The 24,078-nt window shown below is 42.7% G+C and carries 21 protein-coding genes; 8 read left to right on the top strand and 13 right to left on the bottom strand.

Going from position 1 to position 24,078, the window contains the following annotated elements; translation table 11 throughout:
- Positions 1-15 precede the first annotated feature (15 nt).
- From ACXAH1_RS15365 to ACXAH1_RS15350, 4 genes are read left to right on the top strand one after another with little or no spacing between them, the layout of a single operon-like run.
- The gene (locus ACXAH1_RS15365) at positions 16-1,371 is read left to right on the top strand and encodes an MFS transporter (RefSeq protein ID WP_475197807.1); all 1,356 of its coding nucleotides are present in this window, start codon (positions 16-18) and stop codon (positions 1,369-1,371) included.
- A gap of 49 nt (positions 1,372-1,420) precedes the next feature.
- Positions 1,421-2,671, top strand: coding sequence for an HlyD family secretion protein (locus tag ACXAH1_RS15360; RefSeq protein WP_475197805.1), 1,251 nt, complete (start codon positions 1,421-1,423; stop codon positions 2,669-2,671).
- Positions 2,672-2,690: 19 nt separating this feature from the next.
- Positions 2,691-3,398 carry an ABC transporter ATP-binding protein gene (locus ACXAH1_RS15355; RefSeq protein WP_054016499.1) on the top strand — a complete coding sequence of 236 codons (708 nt, stop codon included), beginning with the start codon at positions 2,691-2,693 and terminating at the stop codon, positions 3,396-3,398.
- A gap of 1 nt (position 3,399) precedes the next feature.
- Complete coding sequence (locus tag ACXAH1_RS15350; protein WP_253043501.1) at positions 3,400-5,838, top strand: ABC transporter permease; 2,439 nt, start codon at positions 3,400-3,402, stop codon at positions 5,836-5,838.
- A gap of 241 nt (positions 5,839-6,079) precedes the next feature.
- On the opposite strand, the gene ACXAH1_RS15345 is transcribed toward ACXAH1_RS15350, so the two are convergent.
- Complete coding sequence (locus ACXAH1_RS15345) at positions 6,080-6,943, bottom strand: hypothetical protein (RefSeq protein ID WP_475197803.1); 864 nt, start codon at positions 6,941-6,943, stop codon at positions 6,080-6,082.
- A gap of 708 nt (positions 6,944-7,651) precedes the next feature.
- Here ACXAH1_RS15345 and ACXAH1_RS15340 point away from each other — a divergent pair.
- Positions 7,652-7,825, top strand: coding sequence for a hypothetical protein (locus tag ACXAH1_RS15340; protein WP_475197801.1), 174 nt, complete (start codon positions 7,652-7,654; stop codon positions 7,823-7,825).
- Positions 7,826-8,497: 672 nt separating this feature from the next.
- On the opposite strand, the gene ACXAH1_RS15335 is transcribed toward ACXAH1_RS15340, so the two are convergent.
- The 6 genes from ACXAH1_RS15335 to ACXAH1_RS15310 form a co-directional block, all read right to left on the bottom strand.
- Positions 8,498-8,881: a hypothetical protein gene (locus tag ACXAH1_RS15335; RefSeq protein WP_475197800.1), complete on the bottom strand. Its 384-nt coding sequence runs from the start codon at positions 8,879-8,881 to the stop codon at positions 8,498-8,500.
- Positions 8,882-8,986: 105 nt separating this feature from the next.
- Positions 8,987-9,277 carry a putative quinol monooxygenase gene (locus ACXAH1_RS15330; RefSeq protein WP_475197799.1) on the bottom strand — a complete coding sequence of 97 codons (291 nt, stop codon included), beginning with the start codon at positions 9,275-9,277 and terminating at the stop codon, positions 8,987-8,989.
- 95 nt (positions 9,278-9,372) lie between these two features.
- Positions 9,373-10,293, bottom strand: coding sequence for a helix-turn-helix domain-containing protein (locus tag ACXAH1_RS15325; protein ID WP_475197798.1), 921 nt, complete (start codon positions 10,291-10,293; stop codon positions 9,373-9,375).
- Positions 10,294-10,496: 203 nt separating this feature from the next.
- Positions 10,497-10,826: a type II secretion system protein GspG gene (locus tag ACXAH1_RS15320; protein ID WP_475197797.1), complete on the bottom strand. Its 330-nt coding sequence runs from the start codon at positions 10,824-10,826 to the stop codon at positions 10,497-10,499.
- A gap of 126 nt (positions 10,827-10,952) precedes the next feature.
- On the bottom strand, positions 10,953-11,942 hold the full coding sequence (locus ACXAH1_RS15315) for a fatty acid desaturase (protein WP_475197795.1): 990 nt from the start codon (positions 11,940-11,942) through the stop codon (positions 10,953-10,955).
- Positions 11,943-12,092: 150 nt separating this feature from the next.
- Entirely contained in the window at positions 12,093-12,530 is a 438-nt protein-coding gene (locus tag ACXAH1_RS15310; RefSeq protein WP_475197794.1) for an acyl-CoA thioesterase, read from the bottom strand.
- 801 nt (positions 12,531-13,331) lie between these two features.
- Between ACXAH1_RS15310 and ACXAH1_RS15305 the strand changes: the two genes are divergently transcribed.
- The gene (locus ACXAH1_RS15305; RefSeq protein WP_475197793.1) at positions 13,332-16,184 is read left to right on the top strand and encodes a TonB-dependent receptor plug domain-containing protein; all 2,853 of its coding nucleotides are present in this window, start codon (positions 13,332-13,334) and stop codon (positions 16,182-16,184) included.
- Positions 16,185-16,529: 345 nt separating this feature from the next.
- Here the strand turns inward: ACXAH1_RS15305 and ACXAH1_RS15300 are convergent, their stop codons facing one another.
- Together ACXAH1_RS15300 and ACXAH1_RS15295 are read right to left on the bottom strand one after the other, a co-directional pair.
- The gene (locus ACXAH1_RS15300; protein WP_475197792.1) at positions 16,530-16,958 is read right to left on the bottom strand and encodes a hydrogenase; all 429 of its coding nucleotides are present in this window, start codon (positions 16,956-16,958) and stop codon (positions 16,530-16,532) included.
- A gap of 169 nt (positions 16,959-17,127) precedes the next feature.
- Positions 17,128-17,721 (bottom strand): Crp/Fnr family transcriptional regulator, encoded by a 594-nt coding sequence (locus ACXAH1_RS15295; protein WP_475197790.1) that lies wholly within the window; start codon positions 17,719-17,721, stop codon positions 17,128-17,130.
- 291 nt (positions 17,722-18,012) lie between these two features.
- Here ACXAH1_RS15295 and ACXAH1_RS15290 point away from each other — a divergent pair, with 291 nt between their 5' ends.
- Together ACXAH1_RS15290 and ACXAH1_RS15285 are read left to right on the top strand one after the other, a co-directional pair.
- Positions 18,013-18,984 carry a transposase gene (locus ACXAH1_RS15290; protein WP_475197789.1) on the top strand — a complete coding sequence of 324 codons (972 nt, stop codon included), beginning with the start codon at positions 18,013-18,015 and terminating at the stop codon, positions 18,982-18,984.
- 141 nt (positions 18,985-19,125) lie between these two features.
- Positions 19,126-19,785 (top strand): IS30 family transposase, encoded by a 660-nt coding sequence (locus tag ACXAH1_RS15285; protein ID WP_475197787.1) that lies wholly within the window; start codon positions 19,126-19,128, stop codon positions 19,783-19,785.
- A 19-nt stretch (positions 19,786-19,804) separates the two neighbouring features.
- Here ACXAH1_RS15285 and ACXAH1_RS15280 read toward each other — a convergent pair whose 3' ends face one another.
- The 4 genes from ACXAH1_RS15280 to ACXAH1_RS15265 all read right to left on the bottom strand — a co-directional run bounded on the left by ACXAH1_RS15280 (position 19,805) and on the right by ACXAH1_RS15265 (position 23,076).
- Entirely contained in the window at positions 19,805-20,281 is a 477-nt protein-coding gene (locus tag ACXAH1_RS15280) for a hypothetical protein (protein ID WP_475197786.1), read from the bottom strand.
- A gap of 448 nt (positions 20,282-20,729) precedes the next feature.
- Complete coding sequence (locus ACXAH1_RS15275) at positions 20,730-21,212, bottom strand: GNAT family N-acetyltransferase (protein WP_475197785.1); 483 nt, start codon at positions 21,210-21,212, stop codon at positions 20,730-20,732.
- Positions 21,213-21,417: 205 nt separating this feature from the next.
- Positions 21,418-21,867 carry an FxLYD domain-containing protein gene (locus ACXAH1_RS15270; RefSeq protein WP_475197783.1) on the bottom strand — a complete coding sequence of 150 codons (450 nt, stop codon included), beginning with the start codon at positions 21,865-21,867 and terminating at the stop codon, positions 21,418-21,420.
- Between the two features lie 696 nt (positions 21,868-22,563).
- Complete coding sequence (locus ACXAH1_RS15265) at positions 22,564-23,076, bottom strand: DUF4410 domain-containing protein (protein WP_475197782.1); 513 nt, start codon at positions 23,074-23,076, stop codon at positions 22,564-22,566.
- Positions 23,077-24,078: the final 1,002 nt, after the last annotated feature.

Below are 24,078 nucleotides of genomic sequence, written 5' to 3'. Positions count from 1 at the left end.
TGAAGAGATTTTTCCATGTTTGAGACAATCAAAAACTCCAGTAGTGGGATGAAAACCTACTACCTTATGTGGCTGGGACAGATGGTATCTGTACTGGGCTCAGGGATCACCAGCTTTGCCGTCGGTATCTGGCTACTGGGCGAAACCGACTCAGTAACCAGCTTTACTATGGTTGCCGTGATAACCGGTCTGCCGGCCATTATTTTTTCTCCCATTATCGGTGCACTGGTTGACCGCTACGACCGTAAGCTGATTTTGATTTTTGCTGATACCCTCAGCGCATTGGTCACGCTTGGTCTGGCAGCGTGTTTCTACTTCGACATGCTGAACATGTGGATCATCTTTATCGGTGTGGGTATCTCTGCCATCGCCACAGCCTTCCAGGGGCCGGCGAATATCGCAGCCATTACTACCCTGATTGAGCGTAAGGATTATGGCCGGGTATCGGGCCTGATGCAGATGATTGGTTCTATCTCACTGATTGCAGGACCACTGTTAGCGGGCGCTCTGCTAGCCTTTGTGGATCTGTTCACTATCTTCATCATTGATTTAGTGACCTTTGTATTTGCCCTGTGCACCCTGCTACTGGTGAAAATCCCTAAACCTGAACCTTATGAGGGCGCAGAAGAAGAATCTAACATGTGGCAGGAGATCAAAGTGGCCTGGAACTACCTGTTCCAGCAAAAAGATCTCGTCTATTTGCTATTATTTTTCTGCCTTGTTAACTTCGTAGTAAGTATGGGCACAATTTCCATTGTTCCTATGGTGAACTTCACTGCCGAAAACTGGCAGACAGGTCTGGTGTTATCCGTTGGCGGTATCGGCTCGCTGGTTGGTGCCAGCTACCTGGCATGGAGTGGCGGTCCGCAACGCAAGATCAACGGTATTCTGTTCGGCGGTCTGGCCATGGGCATTTGTCTGTTCATCATGGGTATGAGCAATATGATCTGGGTCGTTATGATAGGCCTGTTCCTGTTCCAGTTTTGTGTTCCTACCATTAACGGCAGTAGCCAGGTTATCTGGCAAACACGTATCCCACCAAAAATGCAAGGACGTGTGTTTGCTCTGAGAAGGATGTTTGCACAATTTACCATTCCGCTGGGTGATTTCCTCGCCGGACCTCTGGCCGACTATGTGTTTGAGCCGGTTATGCGTAGTGAGAATGCGGTATCAAACTTCTTCGGACCAATCATTGGCACCGGCCCGGGTCGTGGTATTGGCTTAATGCTCATCCTGCTCGCGGCACTGCCAGTACTATTTGCTGTGCTGGGCTTTATGAACAAGCACATTCGCAACATTGACGAAGCCAATGATGACGATGATGCCAGCCCGGACCAGCAAGCTGACGATACTAAAGCGCAAACCGCATAACGTAATGCCGGGCCCGACAGGGCCCGGGAACGTCATTTAAGGAATAGAGATGGATGTAGTCAAACACAAAGCTAAAAAGCAATCGAATAAAAAGTATCTGATGACAGGTGCCGCGTTACTGTGTGTTTCGATCCTGGGCTGGGTTGCCTTAAAACCCGATGGCGAGCGCAAGATCCAACGCAACGACATAGTGACAGCACAAGTGCAACGGGGCACGTTGCAAGCTGAAATCACCGGCTTTGGTGTACTGAGATCAAACAGCCAAAAGCTGATCACTGCCCGCTACCCTGCCACCATTGACGAAGTGGTACTCAAGCCTGGCGCCCGGGTCACCCCGGATTCGGTTATTTTACGGATGAGTAACCCGGAAATGGAGCAAGAGTTAGAACGCTCTTTGATGGCACTATCAAAAGAAGAAGCCAATCTCAAACGCCTGGCACTGGACAATAAACGAGAGTTACTTACCGAATCCTCTAAGCTGAGCGAACTGCGTGCCGAGTATAAAAAGCTGGCACTGAAAAAAGCCGCCGAAACTGAGCTGGTAGAGAAAGGGATAGTATCGCGACTAAGCTACAACACCACTGTACTTGAATATGAGCAGTTGCAAGAGTCAATCGATATTCAAGAGAATCGGATGGCGCAGCTCAAACTGGTTCACGAACAGGCCTATGCCATTCAGGAAGGTCAGATGGAACAGCAAAAAGCCCAGCATCAGGCAATCCAGGATCGGGTCAACAGGCTAACCGTCAAAGCGGGCATGAGCGGTATTTTGCAGCGCTCACCGGTTGAGCTGGGTCAAAGTGTTATCGCAGGCCAGGAGTTGGCGCTGGTAGGCAGTGAGGATGACCTGGTTGGTCTGATCAAAGTGTCTCAGTCGCAGGCTGAACGCGTTCAGATTGGTCAGGCTGCAACCGTTAAAATTCGCAACGATCAGGTTGCTGCAAAAGTACAGCGCATTACCCCAGAAGTACAGGATGGCATGGTTGAGGTCGAAGTTGCATTTGTTGCAGAGCTATCCAGCTCGGCGCGGCCTGAACTCAGTGTCGATGCAAAAATCTTCACTAAAGCACTAGAAAATACCCTTTATATCGAACGTCCGGTCAACGTCAGAACCCAGTCGACACAAACCTTGTTCAAACTGGATGACAGTGGCGATGCGGCTTATCGGGCGCAGGTCACGTTTGGCGAAGACGCCGGACGCTATTTACAAATTACCTCAGGAGCCAAACTGGGCGACATCTTTATTTTATCGGATATGGCCAGTTTTAAAGAATCAAAAACAATAGGCATCATCAACTAGGAGCCGGGAGAAGCATTTTATGTCCAAGTCAATTATCACCCTTAACGGGATCAAAAAAGTCTACGCGACGGAAGAAATGGAAACCCATGCACTGCGTGGCGTGAATTTAGAAATCAAAGAAGGTGAGTTTGTTTCAATCTGTGGCCCTTCTGGCTGCGGTAAATCAACCTTGCTGTCTATCCTGGGTCTGCTGGACATTCCTTCAGAGGGCACCTATATGCTCGATGGCATGGACGTCAGCAGCCTTTCGATTAAAGAAGCGGCAGCCATTCGTAACCAGAAAATCGGCTTCATTTTCCAGTCATTTAACCTGATTGATGAGCTGAGTGTGTACGACAATGTGGCATTACCACTGGATTATGCAAACACCCAATATAGCGACGAAGAGATCCGCACCCGCGTTGAAAAATGTCTGGCGACGGTTGATATGCTGAACCGCGCTGGTCACAAGCCAAACCAGCTTTCGGGCGGTCAGCAACAGCGTGTGGCGATTGCACGGGCACTGGTATGTGAACCTGCTCTACTGCTGGTTGATGAGGCCACCGGTAACCTGGATTCCAAAAATGGTGATGCGGTAATGGCGATGCTGAAATCACTCAACGACAATGGCACGACAATTTGTCTGGTTACGCACGACCCTCGGTATGCCGATCACGCCAACAAGCAATTCCGCTTAAGTGAAGGCCTCATTGAGCAGCACATTGAGCAGGTTGCGGAGGCTGTGTGATATGTTATTCAAAAAGAATCTGCGCAACGCGCTGAATAACCTGCTGCGTGCACCAGGTTATTTTATCACCATAGTGCTGACCTTAGGGATCACCTTAGGTGCCCTGTCGTCCATTTTTAACCTCAATTACCTGTTGAGCTTCGAACCTTTGCCCTACCCGGATCAGTCACGACTGGTGATCAGTAACTGGCGTCATACCGACGATGGCAAGCTTAAATTCGCCAATGCCCAGAACTACCCGGGATTGCGCGAAATGGCCAACTCCGCAGAGCTCTTTGAGCAACACACCTTTATTAAATATGGCGAAGAGATACTGCAAAATGACCCGAGCAAAAGCAAACTCAAAGCGGCATACACAGGCCCGGAGTTCATGCAATTGCTGGCGGCTGAATATGCGCTGGGTCGTGGCTTTCAGGACACTGAACGCAAAGACAGCCACAACCCAGTTGCCGTGATCAGCTATGATTTCTGGCAGGACTTTTATGCCGGCAGCCAGGATGTACTGGGCCAGACTCTGGAAATTCAGGGCACTAAGTTCTCGGTAATTGGTGTGACCAGCCCTCAATTCGTTGAACCGCAGTTAATGTCGGTCGACAATAAAACGCAGGTGTGGATGCCATGGGACTTCAACCCGGTCAGTGAAAAAGACGATACCGACTGGGGACTGTTCTTCATCGATATCTTTATGGTTGCTAAGTTGCAAGCAGATCAATCGCCTAAACAGGCTGAACTGGTACTGAGCAACGCCATTAATACCAAATTCCGCGCCGAGAACGCAGGCGTGGCTTACTTTGAATCGCGCAAAATTGACGTTACTTTAGAAAAGTTTGAAACGGTCATTTTGGGTGATACCCGTTCTCAAACCTTACTGATGCTGGCGGGTATGATCATCCTGCTGCTGATTGCGGCGGTTAACGTGACCAACCTGGTACTTGCCCGTGCAGCCAACAACCATCGTAAATTCAGTATTCAGGCCGCACTGGGCGCCAACAAGCGTCATATTTTCTCTGCGATTCTGGCTGAAATTGGCCTGGTAATGACAGCCGCAGCGGTTTTCTCCGTCGTGATCACTTTGATTGCAAACAATCTGCTGGTCAGCTTTGCACAAAACCATATTCCGCGCGTCGCAGAGCTACACCTGAATGTGGCAACTGTGGTCTTCTCATTTGCGGTTGCCTGGTTACTGGCGTTTGCGTTTGCCACCATTACCACACAACAGATCAAGTACCGTGCTCTGGCGGGTGCCATTCAAACCAGTGGTAAAGGCAGCGGCCTGCAAATTTCAAGAAGCCTGCGCACGACCCTGATGGCCAGCCAGGTAGCCCTCAGCGCACTGCTGGTAACCTGTAATGCCTATGTGCTGAGCAAAGCGTTAGACAATATCCAGCGCCCGCTTGGATTTGAATCTGAACAGGTTGCCTATGTGTCTATGGAGCTGGGTGGAGTCGATCTGCAAACCCGTGAGCAATGGATGAGCCTGGTACAGGATCTGAAAGATAAAATTGCCACGCATCCGTCGGTTGCCGAAGTCAGTATAGGATCCAATGCCCCTATGGCTCGCACTAAAAACATGGAATGGACCATAGCGGTAACCACGGAGCAAGGCGGTGGTGACCGCATCAGCCCGGGGGTAGCACTCATCGATGAGCAATACGTACCTTTAATTGGTTTGCCAATGCATCAGGGCCGTAACTTTACCGCTGAAGATGTCGCCAATCGCCAGAAGGTTGCGATCATCAACCGCACCATGGCCGAGCAAATTGACCCAAGTGGTAACGTGCTTGACCGCCCTGTGTATTTACCTCGTCAAAAAGACCCTTACATTATCGTAGGTATCGTTGAAGATATGCAGGTACCTGCACAGGAAAATAGTCCACGCTTTTATATTCCAAGCATCTCGGCGGCCAGCTTTATGGTGAAGTATAAGCCGAACAATCGAGTCAGCATTCTGGAATACAACCAGCTGGCAGAGCAAGTACACTCTCAGGTATATCTGTACGACGCCTATGACATGACCAGCATCCATGACCAGAAACTGGCACTGGATCGCATCTTTGCCTGGATCTCAGCTTCGCTGGGTGTCTTGTCTATCCTGCTCGCAGCCATTGGTCTGTACGGTATGTTCAGCTACAGTGTGACACTGCGTAAGTTTGAACTGGGCGTGCGTATGGCCATTGGTGCGGCGCCAAATCGTATCATCTCTTTACTGCTTAAAGATGCGATGACACCTCTGCTGAGTGGTATCGTGATAGCACTGCTTGGCCTGGTTGGGATTTACTATTACCTAAGCAACCACAGCACTTACTTTGTAGAGCTGGATATAGTCAGCGTACTACTGTCATTGCTGGTGATTGTAGGCACATCTGTGTTGTCTGCTATCTATGCAAGCAGCCCGCTGATCCGCAACCGAGTGATTTATTCACTACGCGGCAGCGACTAACCACAAAAAGCCACCTGTGTGACAGGTGGCTTTACCCTCTTGAACTTATCTTTTTATTTAACACCCAGTTAAGGTGTGTTTGGTAGACAAATCTGTGTTTAGTAGACACGCACTATTACTTGAATTAACCATGTCAGAGCAGAGCTTTTTCTTCTCCAAAGCCAGGAAAAGCAAAGCCCCGCAAGTGTGAGGCTTTGGATTCAAAAATTATTGGGTTGTATTTGTTCGTAACAATATTTCTTTAAATCAAAGATTTTCTAATTTCTTCCAGGCTATGAGAGTACGATTTTTTTCTTTCTAAAAACAGACTGTTAAGCCTCATACCGACCAGTTCAGACAAGTCACCGTCCAATATCGTGGTTGAAGCTATTCGTAGTTTTTGCAGTTTACGCAGCTTAGAAATGCCAGAAATAGATTCAATGGTCGAGCAATTTTCAATTACTAAACCTTCTAACCCAGATAGAGTGAGTAGTTTTGATAACCCTCTGACCTGTTTACATCCTTCTATTTCAACACTAGCAAGGCCTAACGAAGTTATGGCATCAATGCTCTCCAACTTTCTACATTGATATAACGAAATAGAATTTAGCTCACTTAATTTTTCTAACCCATCTAAGGTCTTCAACTTACTTGGCTTTATGAGATCTAATCTGCGGATGGTTAATGGTAATAAACCACTTAGCGATTCCTCCTTAAATCCATTCAACAATAAAACCTCAACTGAAGTGCTCTCAGAAATATTTTTTAAGCAAGGTTTCCAGTCGATCCGCACATCTTTTAAGTTACAAAGTTGTGAAACATCAAATCCAACCTTTAATTTGGGGCACTCCAAATATAGCACTTCCAGATTCACTAAATGGGATACTTTTGAGATATCTGTGATTGTCGAATCAAAGATATACAACGCTTTAAGCTGCGTGAGCTCTGTCAAAAAATCCAATGGCTCACACTTCCAACCCAGCCATTGATTTAGCATCAGAGAAGTTACATTTTCACGGTTGATCACGTCAGCAATTTCACCATCAAAATCGCTGAATAATTGCATCTTGACTCCGTTTACTGAGTCATCATGTAAAAGCTTATATTTTACATTGCTTTCACTCATCAACACTCCCCCCCTTCTGCAAGGTTAACTTAATTTGTAATTTTATCAGATTTTGCACCTACACCATCAGCGGAAGCTTAGCTCGAAGTGCGGAGTTTTGTTCGCGGAGTTGGAGAGTTTTGTTCGGACACTCACTCAAAAGCAGTTTCTACTTGAAACTTCCCCTCGTAAAACACGGTTCGACTTGTAGTGATGAGATCAATGAGATCAAAGACACCCATTCCACAGCCTGATCAGCATCACAAAATATAGATAAATTTGGCTGGGTGCCTTTGCAATTACCATAGGCCTACTCGGCTTGACATCGCTGGAGCTCAATATATGTTCATGTAGCTGCGTGTAGCTTGCTCTTGCTAACCAGGCCAATTCGCCGGCAATACGCCCACAACCCATGAACGGATACTTCAGATGTATTTCATCTATTGTCTTCATACTGTCGAACGTTTCCTGCGACTCCCCTTGGGTTGGTAATAGGCAAATGCACGGCTAATTTCTAGCAGCTCATATTGGCGCTTCAACGCCATGAATGTGTTTGTCGGTTTATTTTTCTTATGTGCTATTGCAATGATCGAATATTCTAAATTTGCAGACAATTTCTGTTATGTACTTCAAAACTAACCACCTTAAACTGAACACAAAATAAACATTGTATTATCATATGTAATGCGATAGCTTATTATTTAACACAAAATAAACAAAGGAATAACCATGAAACTGAAACTAAAGAAAGGTATGCTTAAGAAACTTAATAACACTAAAGTTTTGGCTAATGAAAACACTGGGGCAGTTGTTGGTGGTTTACCACTAGACTCTCTTTATTGTGAAACCATGACTCCTTGTTTGACGAAAGAGACATGCACTGATTGTTTAGTGACCATGTAAATGGTTCTGTGTAACAGCCAGAGCTGTCAAGCTGAGTAGGCCTGCGAGATAGCGAATTTTCGTTATCTCGTGTGTTCTTTTACCTTTTAAACATGCTTGATACTTGGCTCAGTCCGTTGTAAATGTGTTGCTCTGATATATATCTTGCCTTAACTAACTGTTCTACGCCCCCAATGAGTTCCGAGTCTGTCTTCTAAAATTGATACACCCAATCGGTCTGTAGCGACCGAACCTTCGTCAGGGCTAGGCCCTTTATCATCGTACTTTGGCAAACCGATTAAGCCATACGCTGGGCGGGACCGCATTGCAGATTGCAACGCCAATATAGGATAAAGCAACCTCAGTAAGGGAAGGTCGGATTTACTGGGTGTCTTTGCATCTTTGTACTTGGAAAAATTGATCGGGATTACATTTGGGGTATGACTCAGAAGAGGCCGACAAGAACTTTAGTTCCTTTAAAGGCCTTGAAGAATCACTCAACCAAAATATTTTTAAAACCTTTCTGTTGTGATTCAATAAAACCATACATTATCAACACAGCTAATACTACTGATGCCAGTTTCATACACCGAAACACCTCTGGTTAATATAGTACGCACACTCCAAAGCGCAGCAATATGAGGGGTTGTTGCATTTGCATTTGCCCACTGAAGCAGCGAAGCCAGTAAATCTCTACTTTGAATACAGCTTAATATACTTTGCAGCGATTCCTTTTGCTTGAACTACCTCCTCCTTTTTCATTGCTTTGGTTAAGCTGGCTAACCTTTCTTTTGCAAAATCGGTATCGGTGCCATTTCTGGATAAAACAACGCCATACCAAGCATAAGCCTCAATTTTATTTTGAATTGGTTCAGGGCTTGATTCCAGTAAATAGGCAAATTCTACTTGAGCGGTATAAAAACCGAGCCTTGCGCTTTTTCTCAGGTATTTTACTGCAGAGTTAAAGTCCCCCTTTGATGCGGCCTCAACGCCTTTATCGCGCAACTCGATCTCTTCGCTCGCTATGCTATGACTGGCAAACATCAAAGCAATCAGGGGGATTATGATTAACCTCATACCTTCTCCTTGAATTTAATGGCGATCAACAATAAACATTGAGCGCCAGGTTAATTAATCGACTGCAGCTCTGTGTAAGGTGCTACATCCGTATTTTTTCAGTACTTAAATCTCGACCTTATCAAAATACTTGATTACTGGCGGCGCACAAAGGAATGCGCTCAGTTTTTCCAGTACGCCATTGCCGTGAATGAAACTCAAATAATTCTGGTGACTTTCTACCGTTAACCACTCTTCGTCCAAAAGCATTTCACCGTTTTTTTCGTCAAATAGAACGCTAACCAGCATATTTCCTTTAAACCCCCTAACATTGGGTAAGTTGTCTTCTAGAAATGATCTCAAGGCTTGAAATTGTTCTGGTTTCACTTGGCAGTTTAGGGTAACTCTAACACTCATTTCTTACTCCTTTGGGATAAAAACCGGAGTTCATACTAATTAAATAGCCAAAAACCAACTACCCAAAAGCTGTCAAAAATAACGATTTCCAGTCATTAAAGCCTTTTTATCTGTTTTGGTGTGACACCATACTTAAGTTTGAACGCCTTTATAAAGGCCGACACATTGTCATATCCTATGCTCAAAGCCACTTCAGTAACAGAAAGTTCTTTATTTATAAGGAGTTCTTTCGCCTTAGACAATTTTTTCTCTTGTAACCACTTCTTAGGTGTTAATTTGTATTGTTCTTTAAAATCACGATTAAAACTTGAAAGACTTCTGCCTGAAAGGCAGGCCAGGTCACTAACGGTTAAATGCAACACATCAAACGTTTCTAACATGCGGGTAAGATTTTGTTTAGGTGAGATCCTTTTTTGCTGAGCAAGCAATGCATTAAAAATACCCAGCTCGTCTCTCCAGGCAATAAGGTGGAGCAACTCCAAGAGCTTAATATTGAGATACAAAGGCAATTTGATTTCAAATCGAATTGAGTTAAAGAAAGCCCTAAATTCATCGCCACTTTCTAACAAACAAAACGTTTCTTTATTTTCATGACAAGCTACTGGCATCTTGATTTTGCTGACATACTCATTGACTACATCATCATCAAAAAATACAAGATAAGCTTTAAGAGACTCCGTTTCTTTAACAAAGTCAGACTGCAGGTTTAACCCTTGAGGGAGAAATACAGACGAACCAGCATTTAACTCCAGAGTCTCATTATTACTATTAGTGATCACCTCTCGACCACTTTCAATAAATATGAAACAAGGTGTATTGGTATAAAACTCAATATCTACCAAATCCTGCGCCAGGTTCTTGTAAACAATGGCTGAATTTCGGTAATGACTAAGCACAATAGCATCTTTCATGGCATACAAAGCTTGTGGGATCACCAACACGTTTGCTTGTGTATGCTCAAAAACCGTTTTTATTTTTCTATTTTTGACAGTGCTCATAGGATCATTTATCGCCACGACAACCCAGTCCCTAAAGGGTATGATAACCATTTGTTAGAGCTACTTTAACTATACCAATTATGATTAGCAATCAGGAACAAAGCTTTGTTTGGACATCCACTTCTAAGCTTGATCGTCCAATCTCAGTCACTTGAGGCTGGCTGTAATCTCAATGGGAAAAGAACGGATTACGCTGGGTGCAACTTTGCTCGGATATCCAATTACCAAGCTTGGAGGTCTTTCAACTTGAACCTGCCGCTGCCATTCGAAAAACAGTTCAATTGGGTGTCTTTATTCCACTTACAATTGATAATCTTTTCTTTTTTACAAGGGCAACTTTTACTGATAAGTACTTCCTGAGCCAACACACCTAATCCTTGTTCATTAGTTGGATAACTACCGAATTCACGATGGTAAAGCTCAACGGCTTCAGCCAACTGTTTAATATCTAGATAAGCTATTTCTTCCGGTGATAGCTCTCTACTTGAGCTTTTAGCAAAAGCTGAAATTAGAGTAATGATTACTATTGCTATAACTTTAACTTTTTGCATTGAAGTTTCCTTGTTTCCACCAGCATTGTGACCAGGCATATAACCACCATGTTTGTAAGCCTTTCAGTTTGGCATGGCCTTTTAAAAGCACTGTTTGACTGGATGTCTCTGGTTTAATCTGACTATTCAAGGTGTTGGGTAATGATTTGCACGTTTCAAGCTTTGTAAGTCGTCAAAACGTACTCCATGTAGCGCCATAATGGGCCGTATTTTTTTGCTTATTAATTGCCGAATATAAAAGGGCTGATTCGGCACAAAGTGATGAATTGTGTGTGTACGGCCAAAATCAAAACAAAAGAGTTGAAATGGTAAGAACCAGCGACTGGTGATCACATGCGTTTGCTCTAGCACATTGCTCACTCCACCATAATAATGCATTGAAGATGTGATCAAGTTGAGAGACGTCGAGCGGACAATATTAGGCACAATCAAAACCACCATCACAAATTGTGCAACCGCCAGTAGCTCAACTCCCCTGTTAGGTAGTTCAAATGGGTGAATAAATTGCAGCACATGAAAAGCGATTACACCGTATAAAATTGCAAAGTATGCCGTCGCAATGGGAAAACCGGCATTGAAGACCTGAAAAAACCTGAAGTCGCGAATTTCCCTACTAAAGCACTTTGAATTAATCAATAAACCTAGCAGACCATCAGTGATGACGATCGCTCTTAAAAAAGGAGATTTAATACCATTACCCACTAAGCGCTCTTCCAGATCTTGTGGGGTGCCAGACACTTTATGATGGTGCAAATGAATTTTTCTGCGATACCAGGGGTTCACGGTGTTTGGTCGCATCAACCACACGACTAGCATCATAAAGTTATGTATAAGCGGACGTTTACTAAAATACAGCTTGTGGATCAGGTCATGCTCAAGTTCATGTGTAATGGAAGTAATAAAGGCTACCAAAAGAATGCACAACCACGCGGGAATAGCAGCAAAATAATAAAGCGTAGCAACCCCAGTAAAAGAACATAATGACAACAGCAGAATAACCATAGCTATGCCATCTTGCTTTTCAAGTATAGGATAACGAGCTCTGAGCGATTTCTCTTCGGCTTTAATCGCTGTAACTATCGCTGCTATGTTTTGTTTCGCGGTTAATTTTGACATAGATAGTTTTTGCTAACTTATTGATACCAAAATCATACCTCAGATTTCGAACCTTGGGGATCTTTATAACCAAGGTCCGCCTGACTGTCACTCATGTCAGAAGCGACGAGCACAAGCTGCCTGTGCATTTACAGAAAACAGAAACCCGCTCTATTGCTCACTCTCCATCTCGTATTGCTTTAATATGGTCAACATGCTCTCTGGAATTGGCGATTTTTGCCCTGTTTTCATATTAAACATCACCACATTCGCATACCCTGTTGTGCATATCGCCTGCTGTGATTCACTAAACGCTTCGTAACGCATGGTGAAGCGGTCTTCTTTGATATCAGTGATATATGAACCAATATACAAAGTATCTGGAAAGGTCACCGGTCGCTTATATTGCGCATAAGTATCACGCAGTACCGGGCTGTGAGTCGGTTCTGATAAGACAGAAAGTAACCCTGTTTGTTTCAAAAAATCAATTCGCGCGGTTTCGAAGTAACGAAAGTAAGACACATTATTCACGTGCCCCAAAGCATCCATTTCACCCCATACCACGTTAATTTTGGTATTAATTGCAAATTTCTCGAAAAATTCCTGCATGATGTTGCCTTGAATTATGATTATTTGCTTTGAGGGTAACAACTCATCGTACCAGCAACAAGCGCTATGCGATATTTCTGCTGTCTAACTCAATAAGCGCAACTAACCCAGTTTTTCATGCTGTACATAATTCAGTGGTGAACCAAAGAACCCAAATAAGGAACAATTAAGACTGGGTGTCTTTCAAAACCTTCTTTCAAAACCTCTTTTCGAAGTGACGCAGAAAAACCCAAATTTGGAACAGTGAAAGCTGGGTGTCTTTCAAAACCTATCTAGGAACAATTGAGACTGGGTGCCTTTCAAAACCTCTCTTTTTCAAAAACTTTTATAACACTGCAGGCTTGTTGAATATGACCATACATTACTTCCTGATGTTAAACTTTTTAACTAACATGGATTCAAATCACCACACCAAAGCCCGCAACGCCGATAACACAAAAAACAAATAAAATAAACAAACCATTAACCAGGATACTTGTTTCAAACAAACTAAAGATGCAATTAATGCAACTTTAGGACATATTTGCACAAACAGCAGAAATAAAAAATACAACACCTAACACAATGAAGTGATTAATAAAAGGCGACTAAATCATTCTATTTAAAGATCAATCAAACCACCCAAAAACAAAACAAGAATACCATATTCCAAAACAATCTTTGACAAGTTGACATTTTTTCAATTGCCCAGCTTATTGCTCTCGTTACACTGCTCTGTAGAGTGACTTATATAACTTATTGATGTACTTCGGTTATTCACTTGCCCAGTTAATAATAACAATAAACCATCAAGGGACCCTTATGACTTACACTTTATCGCCTGTGCATATCGCCATCACGACAGCCCTAGTTTTGATGCCAAACCCTGGTTTCTCTGCTGAAAAGATAAATGAATCAGATAACAAAAATGAAGACAATGAGATTGAGATTGTTGCGGTAACAGGTTCTCGGTTGATCCGGCCCGAACTCACTTCTTCTTTACCAATCACAACAGTGACAAGCGAAGACATCGCGCTAAGCGGGTTAACTTCCATTACCGATGTTTTCACACGTTTACCCGCCATGAATGGCCACCAGGTTTCTATTGATGAAAACTTTGGAGCCGATGCAAGAAATAATGATGGTCGACAAAAAATTCAATTACGCGGTTTAGGGTATGCACGAACCTTAAACTTGCTTGATGGCGTCAGAATGGCGGCTGATACCGATGGCTCGGTGGACATTTCAATCATCCCCACAACCATGCTAAAACGGGTGGATATTAAAAAAGGGTCAGCATCTGCAATTTATGGCTCGGATGCCATTGCGGGGGTGGTTAACTACCAGTTACTTAAAGACTTTGAGGGTGTCAAACTGAATGTCTCGACAGGTATCAGTGAATACAATGATGCCCCAACTCACACTTTTAGCTTTGTCGGCGGCACCAGCTTTAACGAAGGTGGGGTTACATTAGGAATTGAAGCTAAGAAAATAGGAACATACAACAGAGGCTCGCGAAGTTTCTACTACCCCGATAGAAGCTCACACAAAGTTGATGGTATTTTTGAAGGTACCAACTGGCTGAGTATTTATGGGCCCGATGGCAATGCGACTTATGCAGATTGCGATGCAGACACCGCCACAGCAACCTACTACATGATGCACAGAAATAATGGCACAAATGGCAGCAGCTTAGATGACTTTTCCCCGTTCTCTGCAACTTATCGAGGACAAGTCGGGCAAGCCTGCTGGGAATTAGAAGAAATAGCGCAAGAAGAAGCCGAGAAGAAATATAAAGAAGCCCATGGCTATAACTTTCAAAGTGAAACGCTAGACGCATCCGAAAGAACCGAATACAGCATACTGTTAAACACATATTACAATTTTACAGATACACTTGAAGGTACCGCTCAATTACTTTACGCCGACAAAGAAAACTACGCACAAGAGGCAGCAGCGGTAGTCTCTGGCCTGTTCGTAAGTAAAGATAATGAATATAATCCGTTCGGCCGCGATGTACGCTTGAACCGTCGCTTGACCAACCTCAATAAACGAAACACAACAACAGTTACAACGCCTTTTCATGTGCGCCTTGGGCTCAATGGCGAACTATCTGAAAATTGGACCTGGTCCACAGATCTTGTACATAGCCGTTATGAAGCAAAAACAACTTATCCTGAAGCACTGAATAGAACTTTGTTACAAGATAGCCTGAGCGGCCCTGAGGTTTGCCTTGCTGAAAATAATTGCTCACCACTGAACCCTTTTGTCGACCTTGAGCAACTTAACAGCGATTTGCTAGATGCAATTATGGTTGATGGTATTTGGAGTAAGCACAAGGCCACAACGAACACCTTCAATCTAAGTGCGGTAGGAAACGTTTTCAACTTACCTGCAGGGACTATTCAAATGGCAGTAGGAGTCGAATACCGCACAGAAGAAGCCAGCAATCAATTCGATGATGTAAGAGGAAAATATAAATTAGTCGGTAACCTGAGTCAGGAAGACAGCAATGTTCCACCAAAACGTAAAATCAAAGAAGCATACATCGAAACCAGCATTCCAATTGCTGAAGATGCTTATTTGGCGAAACATTTAAGTGTTGAGCTAGCGGTTCGCTACTCCAATTATAGTGATTCGGGTTCATCAAGTACGCCCTCTGTTAATGTTTACTGGAAGCCAGTAGAACAACTCATGGTTCGAGCTAATTATTCTGAAGGTTTTCGGGCTCCGACTTTATTTGATTTATATCGTGGCAAAGAAGTATTCACTGATCGTTGGTACTCCAACTCTTCCGACCCATGTAGTAACACAGGCTGGAAGCAACTGGCATTGTGTAAAAGCTTTGGTGCAAAAGTGGCTGAAGCAGAGCCTTACCAATGGTCATTTGAAATGGGCGGCAATGAGAACCTTAGCCCGGAAACGTCTACATCACGTAACTTAGGCTTTGTATGGACCCCTGAGTACCTTAAAGGTTTTACTGCCACATTAGATTTTTGGAAAGTAGACATTGAAAATGCGCCAGAGCGTTTAACCAGGGTAATGCTGCGTGAAAATGCGCGCACCAATGGAGAGTTATTTGCCGATCTAATTCAACGAAACCCAACAACTCATGTACTTGAACACTATAAGAGCATCGTCATTAACATCGGTAAAACGAGATCCCAAGGCTATGATCTAGATTTAAACTACACTTTTCCTGATACACAAATAGGCCGTTTTCAAATAACCTACTCATTAGCTGAAATCACTCAAGGTGATAACCAGTACTTAGGTGATGACGAATGGACGCCCTATATTGGTCGATACAATAATTTAGAGACCAAGCAATCATTTGGCATATTTTGGAATAAAGGAAACTGGAATTCTTCTTTCACCATGGCGTACGGTAGTAAAGCCTTTAATTCGGATGAAGACGATGTTCTTGATTTAACAAACGTGCCAGAAAAAGACAAATACAGAACAGCCAGAGACTTTGCTCTGGACTGGTCGCCGTCTTACGACTTGAAAACGCTAACGGTTGGCTATGACGCACAACAATATGGTCGATTTAATCTCACTGTACAAAATCCATTTGGTGAAAAGCCACCATTTTTGGATGTCGCACGAGGCTATGATCGCGGGCCAAACCCAAGAGGTCGCTACTACACTTTATCGTGGTTCAAAGAGTTTTGATCTCCCTTTTCATCTTTGATTTCTATTCTCACCAAGTTCCGGGAAGTTAGAACGTAAACAAGGCATGGATGCCTTCACACCAATTCAAACACGCAAGCTGCCTCTTTAGCTTGACGCTAATCTCACCATTTATCACAACAGGTAAGTGACGGGGGTTATACGTTACCTCCTTAAGCGTGTAGTCACTATACCTAGCGCTTAACATTCTATGGTACTGACTTATTGCCGCCCTTTCGGGCAGGCTCAATTATTACTAAAGGCCGTTCAACATTCCATGGCTATGTTCTAAATAACGGTGGGTGTCGCTATGTTCTAAATTGAAGTGGGTGTCACCCAAAAACGCACCTACCCAAGTATCGGCAGCAACCCAAAAATCAATATGGAACAGGCGATTAGTGATAATAGAGACCCAATACGTACCAAAATCATCACAATGACTTCGGTTGTGATGTTTGCCGAAAACCCAGCACCGGCGATTGGCAACGCTTTACTTGCACCAGTCACTGACGCAATGGTTATTCCCAACCAAATCAGGATGAATCCAAATGCAGAACCATAAGCAGCAAAAAGTGCCAAAAATAAAGGCAGTTCAACCAGCGACCAGATAACACCAAAGAGAGCCTCAGCCATACCGCATTGAACAGCCGTCAGGTGACCGGAAAGCGCCATCCGGGAGTTTTTTACAGCGGGGATCAAAGCTCCTTGCACTAGGCCAACGAGAAAAAAAGCAATACCGATGAATATGAGTTGTGCGCCTGTTTGTGTTAGCTCCATCACTGCTCTCCCCGTATCTGCAGAACACCCGATTCAGTGATGCTACAGACGTTCCAGGCAATGTATAAAAGCTCACTTTGCTCAGCTTGACTTTTTAGATTTTGAAAGGCATTCATTGTTAATCTCCAGTGAAAAAACACATGATAAACAACGAAATATGAGAGTTCATTCACCTAGATTCATATTTTAGTTTACTCAAAGTCTGGGGCGCGACACCGAGATAAGAAGCGATATGGTATGACTTAACTTGCTTAAATATAAAAGGATATTCGTCCAGTAAACGCTCATACCTTTGGGCAGCCGACTCTGACATGAGAGAAAGGACGCGTTTGTACGTGGCCGAATAATAGGTGTTGTGTAACCATACCCTAGCCAAAAGCCCCCACTTTTTTTCTTGTGATATAAATTTATCAAGCTTTTCCAGAGACGTTACATAAAACACTGAGTCTTCAAGAATTTCAAAGTTAAGCATTGATCCTGTATTTTCATAAAAGCCAACACTATCATCCATAAAATGGTTTAAACCATGCTTACTTTTACCGCGAAAATAAAGTTGCCAGGTATGCTCTTTGCCATTCATATCACAGAAATATGATCTGGCTAAACCGCTTTTGATAAACCATATCTCACTAAACACGTCGCCAGCGCGATGTACAATTGTTCCTTTTTTGATATGTTTTCTCTCAAACATACTGCAAGCAGAGCTCCACTCGTCATCATTGACCGGAATATACTGCTCAATCAATTTTCTAAAATATTTCATATGGTTACAGCTATCTTTTTTTATTATAACGCTCGTTCTGGGATATCCGAAAAATACTTATTTGAAATCAATATAATGAAAGTGCACTCCGTTGCTCTATACAATTCAGTTCACCAACAATCAACCTGATAACAAAGTCATAAGTCATTGCTTTACCTTTCCGTATACCTTTCCGTAGACACCCACCTCAAAACTTGCGTATACCTTTCCGTAGACGCCCATCTCAAAACTTGTGTGCTCTGCTCGCATCAACTACGCTTTTAGACGACTCCAAGGATTAGGACGACAACCATGCCAACAGCACGAAAGAACCAAGTCAGTTTAGTGGACACAAAATACTACCATTGCATCTCTCGCTGTGTAAGGCGAGCCTTTTTGTGTGGCAAAGATAAATTTACAGGCAGGTCTTATGAACATCGTCGCGAGTGGGTTGAAGAAAAGCTACTTACACTGGCGACTGTATTCTGTATAGATATCTGCGCTTACGCTGTCATGAGTAATCATACCCATATCGTTTTATATGTGGATGATAAAAAGGCCAAACGATTGTCTGACAAGGCCATTGTTATCCGCTGGCATAAGTTATTTAAGGGAAACTGGCTGACACACAAATTCATTGAGGGAAGTGAGCTTAGTCATTCTGAGCTCATCATACTCAACAGTATCATTGAGCTATACAGAGAAAGGCTCGCTAGTATCAGTTGGTTTATGCGTGTGCTCAACGAAGATATTGCTCGCCGGGCAAACAAAGAAGATGGCTGCACAGGTCGATTCTGGGAAGGTCGATTTAAGTCACAGGCATTACTTGATGAAGCGGCCCTGGCAGCCTGTATGGCTTATGTTGACCTGAATCCAATCCGGGCCACAGTAGCTGATACACCAGAAACTTCTGACTACACCAGCATCAAACAGCGCATTGAACATGCCCATGATGGCAAACAACCAAAGCGTCTTCTGCGCTTTGCTGGTAACCCAAGACAGAGTATACCTAAAGGATTGCCATTTGAGCTTAAATACTACATTGAACTGGTTGAGCTAACAGGTCGATGCGTTCATGCAGACAAACGCGGTCACATCTGCGATGCTCAACCTATCCTTGCCCGACTACAAATCGAGCCCGAAAATTGGCTAAAGCTCACCACCCGATTTACCAAAGTATTCTATGGTGCTGCTGGCAGACGTCACGCGATGACTGAATACTGTACACATCTGCAAAAAAGGCGACGTACCAACCTGGCCAATTGCGAACGCTTGCTGGGATAAAAAGGCTCATCCCTGACTTTCGGATTAACACTGTAGCGACAGCAGGGATTAATCACGCCATTTAGCTTGAAATTAGCTACGGTATAGCTGAGACCTTACTCATCAAAGCCGTTCTTTAATAATTCCTATTTGGTTTAAAGCATGGTCACTTTAAGAAGGTACTGGTATCGGGTGAATGTCAGTGATTGTGAATTCCGTCACAGGCACTTTCAAGTTGAACCTGCCAAACACAAAAAGCGCAGAAAAAAGTATCCATCACGTCGATATAGCAAAAAATGCTCAATGAAAACAAGCATCCTGGAACGGCCCACATTTATAAATGAGCGCTCCCAATTAGGCCACTGGGAGAGCGATTCCGTAGTATCTAAGCACAAGAAATCGGCACTGAATGTCATCATAGAAAGAGCAACACGGCTAGTGCATATAACCAAGCTAAGCTCCAAGAGTGCATTAGTAACAAGCAATGCAATAATAAAACGTCTAAGTTCACACCCCGCAGGATTTGTTCAATCGATTACTTATGATAATGGGTCTGAAAATGCTCAGCACATAAAGGTAAACGGGACATTGCAGTGTGATTCTTACTTTTGCCAGCCCTACCATAGTTGGGAAAAAGGAGCTGTTGAGCAGATAAATAGCCTGATTCAAAGGTATCTGCCAAAAGGTACTGATTTCTCAACTGTAACCCACAAACAGATTCAAGAAATAGAGCATAATTTAAACTCAAGGCCCAGGAGGTGCCTTGATTACAAAACTCCATTTGAAATCTATAATGAAAAAGTTGGTGCACTTCCAGGTTGAACCTGCCCGTCCTTGTTAATTATGGTTTTAGATGGTTGTCCTTGTTAATTGTTGTGTTTAACTGCTTGTTAGCTGCTTTTACAATATCTGCCATGAAAAAAATTGCTTTATTCAGTGGGTAAACAGCTTTGATATAGTTTTCATCATTATAAACTTTGCCTGTTATAACAAACTCATCACCAATTATATTAGGCCAATAATTTTCCGTGTTTGGAGAGTTAACCCCACACATCGAAGATTGTTCAGCTTCCATATATGGCAAAGATTCTCCTTTTAGTAATTCTACAACTTTGAAAACGTACCCAGTATCGAGTTTGAAAAAGCTTGGTGTACCCGGAGGTCGATAGGTTCTGACAACTTCTCCGATATATACAAAATCCGCGTGGTTAACAGCAACTAAAAACTTTTTTTGACCCGAGTAACCATCTAAATAACCTTGAGCACACGCGGCTACCTTAAGATGAATTAAAGCTAATACAACTAGAGTAAATCTCATTATTCTGTAAGCACTCCATAGCAGCTAACGCCTCGTTTAACCGGCGAAAAATAGCAAGCAAAAATTAGCAACGAAGAAGCGCAAGCCTGCTGTTTTGCGTCCCTTGGTCAAAGCGTTTGTAAAGTGAACGTATACACACCAGCTGCAGTGCCCACGACACCTGAAACTAGAGCAAATGCACAATTATTTGATATTGGTTCACCAACAGCTTTTACTGAACCACCATTAAGTTCCTACCACATAGCTTTGGTGATTAGACTTCCATCAAGCGTACGACCCCAAAAAATATAGAACACATCCACTTTACGTAATGTGGATTGATGTAGTTTTACAAAGTCTTTATTTTCAAAAAGAATCAAAGGCACCCATTCAAAATTGCGGCTTTCTTCCATAGAAAAAGGACAGATATTGGTGGGTGCGTTCTAAAAATTTTCGCGATTTTTAATTGTTAGGCTTGGAGCTTTCGCCACATCAATTGCGCATCCGTACCATAACTTTTGCATACGTTATCTGACAATGGTTTAAAACCATGTCTTTGCCAAAACAACTTTGAGTTCTGGACAGCAACCAACCTAATTTCATTGAAGCCCAAACTAGTTGCTACCTTTACCAGGTGCTTCATTAATTTTGACCCAATGCCTTGTCCAAATGAAGAGCTTGCAATTGCCAAATCATGCAGAAACAAGATATTACCTTCTGAATCATTAGGTAAGACGTTAAACAACTTCGGAGGCTGTTTTCTATTCCACGAGTGCGCTAACAAATAACCCTTCACTTCTTCACTGTCGCGATAGATAAAACAACAACTGGGAGTTCGATTCCATTTGTCCTTTAACACCTCAAGACTTTCAGGCTCAACAAGCAGGTAGACCTCTGCTTGTAGTTGTAGTATTTCAGGCCACGCAGCTTCCCTAATTATTTCTATCGACATACTCAATTCTAAAATACTATTGGCCTAGCGCTGAAATTAAACAGCTGGCTATAGCTTGTGCGAAAAATTCAAATACACCGATTCTAAAGCCTGCCAGCATCCCAAAAAATATCGATAAATTTGGCTGGATATCTTTGCAATTTTAGATGGCTGCTCATGTAATTTTGCTTGTTAGTTCTTGAACCGTTTGCTTTGAGCAAAAAACTCATATCCACTTTATTTTCAATTTAGTAGAACTAACCCTTTTCGCTTGTGACGCGTATAGGGTACAAACAATGTCAACATAGCTGACCTCATTTGGACTAAGTGTGATTTCATTACCTTTACCCTGACAGTTTCCAATAAATCTACCTGCATTATCAAAAGTAGATGCAACAACTGTTGGAGTATACACATCTTTCTTTGTAATGTTTTTGAGCTCAGCTGTTATGCGGACCTGACCATTTTCTTTAAATATATCTGATAACACAATTTCAAAATCGTTTTCAAATTCAGATGTGCTTGAGATTGCTTCGTTTTCTGCTAATTTTTTAAAAGCACCATTAACATCAGCTGCAATCGTCAATGTGTATACTGTTCCCCCTCCGATAACAGCCACTACAAACCCGATCCCCCAAAAGAATCCCTTTAAAATTTCGTTAAAATTGTTTTCCATTACTTCAACTCTCAAATTTGCATATAACAATTTATTCTACCCATACATGTCGGAACATAAACCGACAAAGCGGTCTGAATTACATAATCTCATGGTCCCACGGGATAAACTCAAAGTAAACAACCTGTTGCGACTGTAAAAGTCACAGCAATGTGAAATTTGGGCAAATCGGGCGTCATAAAAAGATCAACGACACCCAGTCAAAATTGCCACTTCGCTCCGGCAAGTTCTACTTGGAATTGCACCTTCAGAATAGCTATCTGAAACTATAGTGTTGCACTTCAATTTAGAACATAGCTCAACAGAAAGGGGACAGATATCGCTGGATGTCTTTCAAAATTCTCTTGTAGTTTTAGTATTTCAGGCCACGCAGCTTCCTTAATTATTTCTATCGACATACTCAACTCTAAAATACTCTTGACCTAACGCCGAAATTAGACGGCTAACAATAGCTAGCTAAAGCTTGTGCGAGAAATTCAAAGACACCGATCCCAAAGCCTACCAGCATCCCAAATATATCAATAAATTTGGCTGGGTGTCTTTGCAATCTCTTCCTAAGCCAAAGCTAACCTTAAGTGATTGCTTCACTTCAAACTCCGAAGCCACCTGAGGTCGAAATAGTACAATTCGGTTGGGTGTCTTGAGTTTTTCCTCCTAAAAAAAGTAAGGGTATCAATGGATTTCTATGATTTCACTCTAGCTATTCTTTGCACTTGAATTGATTATGCTAATTATTTTCTTGGACATAGCTTCCAACTGCCTTGAAGTTGTTGGGCCAAAAATCCCTTCACTAAATTTTGAGCGTGTATCTAATTGGGATTCATTGACAATTTGGTTAGTAGCTAAATCTATAAGTCTTACGCTTAACTTTAATTCTGCTTTGCCTGCAAACGCACCAGCCATAAAACGGCCAAACCCTGAAACATAACGGAAGTGCTCTACTCTTATTTCCACCAGAATATCAGCTTGGTCAGGTGAGCTATTAGGCATTAAGTTGCCTTCGTACCCGTTAGTAATTAATTCATTAAGCTCAACGATACTTTTTGCTAAACCTTTTCTATTACTAACTGTTTCGGAAGTGACTATATCTAGCGTGATACTATTTAGCATAGTGCTTTGTTGAACGTTTGAAGTCTTCACAGAGTGCTTAATATTTGCAGCACAACCTGAAATAAGGCACAAAATAATTATAAAAATTAAGTTTTTCATCGGACGCTAAAACTCCTTGAATAGCAAACAACTAATTCTCTCCCAAAATATCAGAACATAAACCGACAAAACGGGCTATTTTACATGGCTCATGGTCACACGAAACAAACCCAAAGTAAACAAACAGTTGCAACTGTAAAGACCTACCCTCATGCTTTCCTCAAGTATTTTCTTTCCTCAGAAGAATCAAAAGAGGAGAATCGCAACCCCCATTCAAAGTTACTACTTTACTTCACAAAGCGGGTACAGATATCGGTGGGTGTCTTCCAAAATTGGCTTTATTCCTACTTTCAGTGCTTTGGACATTGATCCGGCCGTGTATGGTACTGACCTGATCACGCTTAAAGGAGCAAGCCACTATGAAACACTACAAAAACTTGAGGCGGTTTCTCCGTTCGACAAGATTTATCACATAGATAGCCGTATACACGACTACGAATTTAGTGATTCGGACATGTCCCATCTAGCTTCTGAATTAAAAGGCAGACATGATTTAGCCTATCTAGTACCCGTGATTAGAAACTTATTACATTAAAGTCAATCTAAAAGAGCCCTCTAATTGGGCTCTTTATTAAAATCAGAAAATCAGAGACATCCATTCCGAACCGAGACTTCCCCCGGGACAGGTTTGACTTGGATACCCACGCTACCTCCTAAACCAAAGCTGACCTTAAGTGATTACTTCACTTCAAACTCCGAAGCCACCTGAGGTCGAAATAGTACTATTCGGTTGGGTGTCTTAAGTTTTTCCCTGGTTGAAAGAGCGCATCCTTCGAAGAAGGACCCAGAAAATCAAATAGAAAGTCACAGACCCCCTTCCAAAGTTGCCACTTTACTCAACATAAAGTGGTAAGATATCGGTGGGTGTCTTCCAAAATTGCGTTCCAAAATTGGGCACCTGGCCTAGAGCTAAAAATAGCTGGCTATAGCTTGTGCGAGAAATTCAAAGACACCGATTCTAAAGCCTGTCAGTATCCAAAAAATATCGACAAATTTGGCTGG

It is taken from the genome of Pseudoalteromonas sp. AWH4_217, from assembly GCF_056161105.1.
The sequence above is the reverse complement of the archived record's forward strand: the minus strand, read 5'-3'. Positions and strand labels throughout refer to the sequence as shown.

Bases quoted from the DNA above. Each gene is read 5' to 3' on its own strand.
- ACXAH1_RS15320 (WP_475197797.1), bottom strand. From the start codon at position 10,826: ATGCAAAAAGTTAAAGTTATAGCAATAGTAATCATTACTCTAATTTCA.
- ACXAH1_RS15360 (WP_475197805.1), top strand. From the start codon at position 1,421: ATGGATGTAGTCAAACACAAAGCTAAAAAGCAATCGAATAAAAAGTAT.
- ACXAH1_RS15310 (WP_475197794.1), bottom strand. From the start codon at position 12,530: ATGCAGGAATTTTTCGAGAAATTTGCAATTAATACCAAAATTAACGTG.
- ACXAH1_RS15275 (WP_475197785.1), bottom strand. From the start codon at position 21,212: ATGTCGATAGAAATAATTAGGGAAGCTGCGTGGCCTGAAATACTACAA.
- ACXAH1_RS15265 (WP_475197782.1), bottom strand. From the start codon at position 23,076: ATGAAAAACTTAATTTTTATAATTATTTTGTGCCTTATTTCAGGTTGT.
- ACXAH1_RS15305 (WP_475197793.1), top strand. From the start codon at position 13,332: ATGACTTACACTTTATCGCCTGTGCATATCGCCATCACGACAGCCCTA.
- ACXAH1_RS15295 (WP_475197790.1), bottom strand. From the start codon at position 17,721: ATGAAATATTTTAGAAAATTGATTGAGCAGTATATTCCGGTCAATGAT.
- ACXAH1_RS15330 (WP_475197799.1), bottom strand. From the start codon at position 9,277: ATGAGTGTTAGAGTTACCCTAAACTGCCAAGTGAAACCAGAACAATTT.
- ACXAH1_RS15365 (WP_475197807.1), top strand. From the start codon at position 16: ATGTTTGAGACAATCAAAAACTCCAGTAGTGGGATGAAAACCTACTAC.
- ACXAH1_RS15280 (WP_475197786.1), bottom strand. From the start codon at position 20,281: ATGAGATTTACTCTAGTTGTATTAGCTTTAATTCATCTTAAGGTAGCC.
- ACXAH1_RS15350 (WP_253043501.1), top strand. From the start codon at position 3,400: ATGTTATTCAAAAAGAATCTGCGCAACGCGCTGAATAACCTGCTGCGT.
- ACXAH1_RS15355 (WP_054016499.1), top strand. From the start codon at position 2,691: ATGTCCAAGTCAATTATCACCCTTAACGGGATCAAAAAAGTCTACGCG.
- ACXAH1_RS15315 (WP_475197795.1), bottom strand. From the start codon at position 11,942: ATGTCAAAATTAACCGCGAAACAAAACATAGCAGCGATAGTTACAGCG.
- ACXAH1_RS15285 (WP_475197787.1), top strand. From the start codon at position 19,126: ATGGTCACTTTAAGAAGGTACTGGTATCGGGTGAATGTCAGTGATTGT.
- ACXAH1_RS15270 (WP_475197783.1), bottom strand. From the start codon at position 21,867: ATGGAAAACAATTTTAACGAAATTTTAAAGGGATTCTTTTGGGGGATC.
- ACXAH1_RS15290 (WP_475197789.1), top strand. From the start codon at position 18,013: ATGCCAACAGCACGAAAGAACCAAGTCAGTTTAGTGGACACAAAATAC.
- ACXAH1_RS15300 (WP_475197792.1), bottom strand. From the start codon at position 16,958: ATGGAGCTAACACAAACAGGCGCACAACTCATATTCATCGGTATTGCT.
- ACXAH1_RS15340 (WP_475197801.1), top strand. From the start codon at position 7,652: ATGAAACTGAAACTAAAGAAAGGTATGCTTAAGAAACTTAATAACACT.
- ACXAH1_RS15335 (WP_475197800.1), bottom strand. From the start codon at position 8,881: ATGAGGTTAATCATAATCCCCCTGATTGCTTTGATGTTTGCCAGTCAT.
- ACXAH1_RS15345 (WP_475197803.1), bottom strand. From the start codon at position 6,943: ATGAGTGAAAGCAATGTAAAATATAAGCTTTTACATGATGACTCAGTA.